Here is a 5,399-nt window from a genome sequence, read left to right as displayed (position 1 = left end):
TATACTTGGCATTGCCTTTATGGTGATTGTTATAGCCATTGCTCTGACTATGAAGTTGCCACCTAAGGGCTGGCACCCTCGACAGAATGTTACAACGTCCACATCGCTCTCGACGGCAACCTACCCTCAGAACTTGTTGAAGAGTCGATCGTTTTACGGGCTGTGGCTATGCTACGCGATCGGCACCTTAGTAGGTTTGAGTGCCATTGGCATCTCCAGCCCAGTCGGAGGAGAAATGATTAATATCAATCCTACCGTGGCCGCCAATAGTGTTTCTTTGTTTGCTACGTTTAATGGCATCAGCCGTCCGCTGTTTGGTTGGCTCTGCGATCGATTCAAGCCTCACTATGTGGCAATGTTGTCCTATATGCTGACTCTAGTGGCTTCTGTGCTGATGATGAATGCCCAAACTGGACAGTTCGCCGTATATCTCACGGCCTTTTGCCTGTTTTGGTTTTGTCTTGGTGGTTGGCTAGCGATGGCACCAACAATAACGCTCCGCTTCTTCGATCCTGACCAGTATACCCAAAACTATGGGCTTGTCTTCACAGCCTATGGAGTGGGTGCGTTGACTGGAACATTGATAACAGGCCGCATTCGAGATTTATTCGGCAGCTACACCTATGTGTTCTATTTGATGGCATTGTTGGCCATCATTGGCATTGTTGTAGCTTATCTGTTGCTAAGGCGAGAAAGAGGCCCAGTAGATACCGTTCTGACTTAGGTTGCAAGCAGAGAACACGCAACAGCTATCTGCCCGTCTTCGCTACAGGCGCTCAAGGTTTAGGGCAAATGGTGATAGAGGGTGTCTCGTTGACGATCGGGCCTACCCAGGGAACGAATTGCAGTCTGGAGGGCAGTTACAGTCATACAGGTGCCGCCGATCGCCCCTGCCATGCTGGTAATGTGTTCTTCCATTAACGTGCCGCCTAGGTCATTGCAGCCCCAGGTCAGCGCTTCTGTTGCCCCTGCTAGGCCCAGCTTTACCCAGCTAGGTTGATGGTTAACAATCCAGCGCCCTAGAAACAACCGGGCAACCGCTGTCAGCAACAAGGTATCAGCGAGTACTGGCTGATCTCGCCCAACCCGATGTCGTAAAGGTTTGGGTGCCTCTTGCCCAACGAAGGGCAGCAGAATGAATTCGGTGATTTTGGCGGGTAGAGATTGGGAAGCCGCCTGCTGTTGCAACTCTCGAAGCTGAAGTAGGTGATAGATTTGTTGCTCCGGTGTTTCAATGTGCCCAGAGAGCATTGTACTTGTAGTATACAGTCCTAGGCGATGGGCAGTGTGGACAATTTCTAGCCAAGTGGCGCTGTTCAACTTTTCTGGGCAAATTACCCGACGGACTCGATCGTCTAGGATTTCAGCGGCAGTTCCGGGCAGGGATCCTACCCCTGCCTCTCGCAGTGCTGCTAACACATGGGCGTAGCTTATGCCGTCTTGCCGAGCAATAAACTGCACCTCTTGGGGGGAAAAGGCATGGAGGTGTAGGTGAGGAAACGCATTTTTGATAGTAGAAACAAGCTTAATGTAGTAAGCGAGGGTTGATCCCGCCAAGGTAGCAGATGGATTCAATCCCCCCTGCATACAAATTTCGGTCGCTCCCCGTTGCACGGCATCAGTGGTTTTTTCTAGAATTTGTCCCCACTCTAGCCAGTAAGCTCCCTCTTGGTCAGCGTCTCGGCGAAAGGCACAAAAACTACAGTGCTGTTCACAGATGTTGGTGAAGTTGATATTGCGGTTGACGACATAGGTGACTGTATCACCGACTAGAGTCTGCCGTAGTTGGTCAGCAGCATTGCGGATTGCTGCGATCGCTCCTCGGTCTTGCTGAGTGAGGAGTGTTACCCCTTCCTCTAGGGAAAGGTCTTCTCTGGCTAGGGCACGGGCAAGAATCTGGTCAAGAACGATCGTTGTTACTAGCATATGGTTCACACGACATCAGGATCCACACCCAATTGTCGGAGTCGTTCCGCTAGCCGTTGTGCTCGCTGTTCTGCCTGGAGCAACTGTTGCTCAGTTTGAGATAGTTGCTGCTCAGCCTGAGATAGTTGCTGCTGTGCTGCCTGTGCCCGTTCTTCTGACCAAGGTAACAATACCCCAGACGCATCCCACCATCGTAGCCAGTGCCCAGCCCGATCGCCGTAGGTACCAGACCAGATGCCTAACGCTAAGTTTAGGGCTGGAATGGGGTAATGGTTATGGGCATCGGCCTCCACTGGTTTGTAGTGCCCGAACTCATCTAGTTGATACACCTCTAACGTGCCCTGTAGAGGGCGAAAGATTACGTAGGTCGGTACTCGCACAACCTGCTCGTAGAAAAACCACTTGCCCAGTTGTCCAGTGCGCCGCATGGAATATTCCCCTTGATGACGTGTAGACAGGAATTCCATCACCACTAGCGGCACAGGCCCCTCGGCATAGGGGGTATAGCTGCGGCGGGGCAAGCCATCGGCACGGGGCGGCAGGGGATGGACAAGCATCCAGTCAGGAGCTTTGCAGATGGTGCGCTGGTTGACAGTGGCACAAAGGGCAAAGTTGGAGACAATCAACGTATCTTTTGCAAAGGTAGGCACATTATGGGTAAGGGCATCGCTGAGGGCAGCAGCAAGTTTAGGGTGGCTTTCGTCTTCCACAGGGTCATCGGGCAAGGGATAGTTATCTGGGAGGGGATCCCAGGTGATGGTCAGGGATGAGAATGGCTCATGGACAACAGCGGTCATAGACACTGACACAACTCCATATCACTAATTCTAGCGAACTACTCCCTTGCAGCATAGCCTTGTATCCTGTTGACTATGCGATCGCCCGTCGGCATTATTCAGGAAGTTGGGTCTGGGTTAGGAGCTGGGCAATATCCGTAGGTTTACCGAAATAATAACCTGCCTATAATCAGACCTTAATATTGCAAATGGTATACTGCATGACGGTTTATAGATGATATCGGCATTCCATTATCGATACTCGACTGACCTGTCATGGTTGGGCAAGTTGCTACTCTCGCTGTTGTGAGGAGCAGATGTCCAGTGGTTGTTGGCGGTATCGCATTTAAGCACTTCCAGGGATTTGGATTGACTTAGGTTAACACTTAACGCTGTTGACTCGATAGAGTCGATGGCGAGACTTGGATTGCTTTTTTAGCAACGGCTGGGGGTTAGATGGGTGTCTTTCGATCACATAGGCTACTTAATGTGATCCAGGTAACAATTGTCATCTTTGTAGTCTGGATCACGTAAGCAATTTCACTGAAATTTTATGAATTCCATGACTTTAGAACCGTATTCTTAAGGGTGGATTCATCCGGGCAAGTTCGTAGGGCTAAGACCAGCGGCCAGATCAAATCGTTGGGCTTGGTCTAACTTTTCATGGCTGCCTGTTCTCGATTATCTATCCTTAGTGTTTCTAAGCTCTGGGAATACCCACCTGGATTGACGTTACTGCTTCTTTCTCTTGAAGCGTGAATAACCTGCCATCTCTAGGTTTGGGAAATTGAGCAGAGACAGTTCTGGCAAGGGTTTTGCCGACATTTTAGACACAACAACTGGGTTAGATGAAACAACTGGGAACTTTACTACTCAAGGAGACTCTATCGTGACACTTACCGCAGGCTCGATCGCCTTTGTTGGCTTCAATGCAGATGGTAATGATGGCTTTGCCTTCATTGCCGTTGACCCAATTCCCGCTGGAGCCGTGATCCGCTTTCAGGACAATGAGTGGAATGGTCTGAATATTGGATCTGGCGGTGCGTTTAACACTGGAGAAGGCAGTTTTACTTGGACGAATGGTGCTAGTGATTTAGCTCCAGGTACGATTGTGGAATTTCTCAATACATCCCTAGCATCACGCAGTGCTACTGTTGGCACAATCAGTGGTGGAACCATAGCTCTAGGAGCCTCTGGGGAGTCAATTTTCGCCTTTGTCGGCCCATCGGAAACCAGTCCGACTACGTTTCTAGCAGCAATTACTAATAACAATGGTGGCTTTAACGGTGCTACTACTAGTGGTTTGCTTGGTGGTACAGGGTTAACGGTAGGCTCAACCGCCCTAGTGCTGCCAGGAACAGGGGGTGCAGATGTTGCAGCGTACAATCCAGCTATCGGCGGCTCTACATTTGCAACCAGAGAAGCAGCTTTGACTGCGTTCAACACAACTGCTAACTGGGTTGCCCAAGACGCTACAGGGAACCAGGATGCTGATGATATTGCTCCGGATGCACCATTTCTTACCGATCCTCAATCGCCGATCGCAGGGGTAACCTTCACGATTGGCAGTACAACGCCGATCGTCACCATCACGGCCCTAGATGCCACCGCCGCCGAAGCTGGACAAGACCCCGGTACCTTCCGCATCAGTCGTACTGGAGCCACCACCAGTGCCCTCACCGTCAACTACACCATTGCCACTGGAGCCGGACAAGCCACCAACGGTGTAGACTACACCCCCACCCTCACGGGCAGCGTGGAAATTCCCGTGGGTCAGTCCTTTGTAGACATTACTATCACCCCCGTGGATGACAGTGCTGTTGAAGGTGCTGAAACCGTTACCCTGACCCTAGTGGATGCCACAGACTATGACTTGGGAACAGACACCACTGCCACCATCACCATCACCGACAACGATGTGGCTATGGGCAACATCCAAATCACTGAGTACATGTACGACGGTGCCAATGGTGAATTTGTGGAATTTACCAACGTGGGCAATGCTCCGGTGAACATGACGGGGTGGAGCTTCGATGATAACTCCCGTGTGCCTGGTTCCTTTGACCTAAGTGGCTTTGGTGTTGTGCAACCGGGTGAGTCAGTAATTTTGACTGAAGCCAGTGCAGCAGCGTTCCGGGCGGCATGGAGCTTGCCGAATAGCGTGAAGGTGATTGGTGGCTTAGGGGGCAGCAATAACCTCGGTCGCACTGACGAAATCAATCTATATGACAACAATGGCATGTTAGTCGATCGCCTCACCTACGGTGACCAGACCTTCCCCGGCACCATCCGCACCCAAACCCGCAGTGGCTGGGCACCTGTGGATCAACTAGCGGATCAGACGATTGATACAGACTGGGTACTTTCCACGGTGAACGATGCTCAAAATTCTCGTACCTCCACAGGCGGGGACATTGGCAACCCTGGTCACTTCAACGCGGGTGCACCGGGGGTGCTGCTAATTGAGTCGGGTGCCAGCACCAACGTCACCGAGGGCGGTGCTACAGATACCTACACCCTGGTGCTACGCAGCCAGCCCACTGCTAATGTGGTGATTACCTTGAATTCGGGTAGCCAGTTGACCACCAGTGCCACTACGGTTACCTTTACCCCTGGGAATTGGAACGTTGCCCAAACGGTGACTGTGACGGCTGTGGATGATACCACGGTGGAAGGTACCCACCCAGGCACTATTAC

The 5,399-nt window shown here is 51.5% G+C and carries 4 protein-coding genes; 2 read left to right on the top strand and 2 right to left on the bottom strand.

Features of this window, described 5'->3' with window-relative positions; genetic code table 11:
- Positions 1-724 (top strand): MFS transporter (locus NZ772_12975; GenBank protein ID MCS6814463.1); only part of this gene is annotated, 724 nt, incomplete at its 5' end.
- A gap of 59 nt (positions 725-783) precedes the next feature.
- Here NZ772_12975 and cofH read toward each other — a convergent pair.
- Together cofH and NZ772_12965 are read right to left on the bottom strand one after the other, a co-directional pair.
- Positions 784-1,926, bottom strand: coding sequence for a 7,8-didemethyl-8-hydroxy-5-deazariboflavin synthase subunit CofH (cofH, locus tag NZ772_12970; GenBank protein MCS6814462.1), 1,143 nt, complete (start codon positions 1,924-1,926; stop codon positions 784-786).
- A gap of 5 nt (positions 1,927-1,931) precedes the next feature.
- Entirely contained in the window at positions 1,932-2,723 is a 792-nt protein-coding gene (locus tag NZ772_12965; GenBank protein ID MCS6814461.1) for a Uma2 family endonuclease, read from the bottom strand.
- Between the two features lie 868 nt (positions 2,724-3,591).
- Here NZ772_12965 and NZ772_12960 point away from each other — a divergent pair.
- Positions 3,592-5,399, top strand: a 1,808-nt coding sequence (locus NZ772_12960) for a lamin tail domain-containing protein (protein MCS6814460.1), incomplete at its 3' end; no start/stop codon positions are given.

The organism is Cyanobacteriota bacterium (assembly GCA_025054735.1).
GTDB lineage: Bacteria > Cyanobacteriota > Cyanobacteriia > SKYG9 > SKYG9 > SKYG9.
This window is presented reverse-complemented; position numbering and strand designations above follow the sequence as displayed.

Excerpts from the sequence above, each read along its gene's own strand:
- NZ772_12965 (MCS6814461.1), bottom strand. The coding sequence starts at position 2,723 with ATGACCGCTGTTGTCCATGAGCCATTCTCATCCCTGACCATCACCTGG.
- cofH (MCS6814462.1), bottom strand. The coding sequence starts at position 1,926 with ATGCTAGTAACAACGATCGTTCTTGACCAGATTCTTGCCCGTGCCCTA.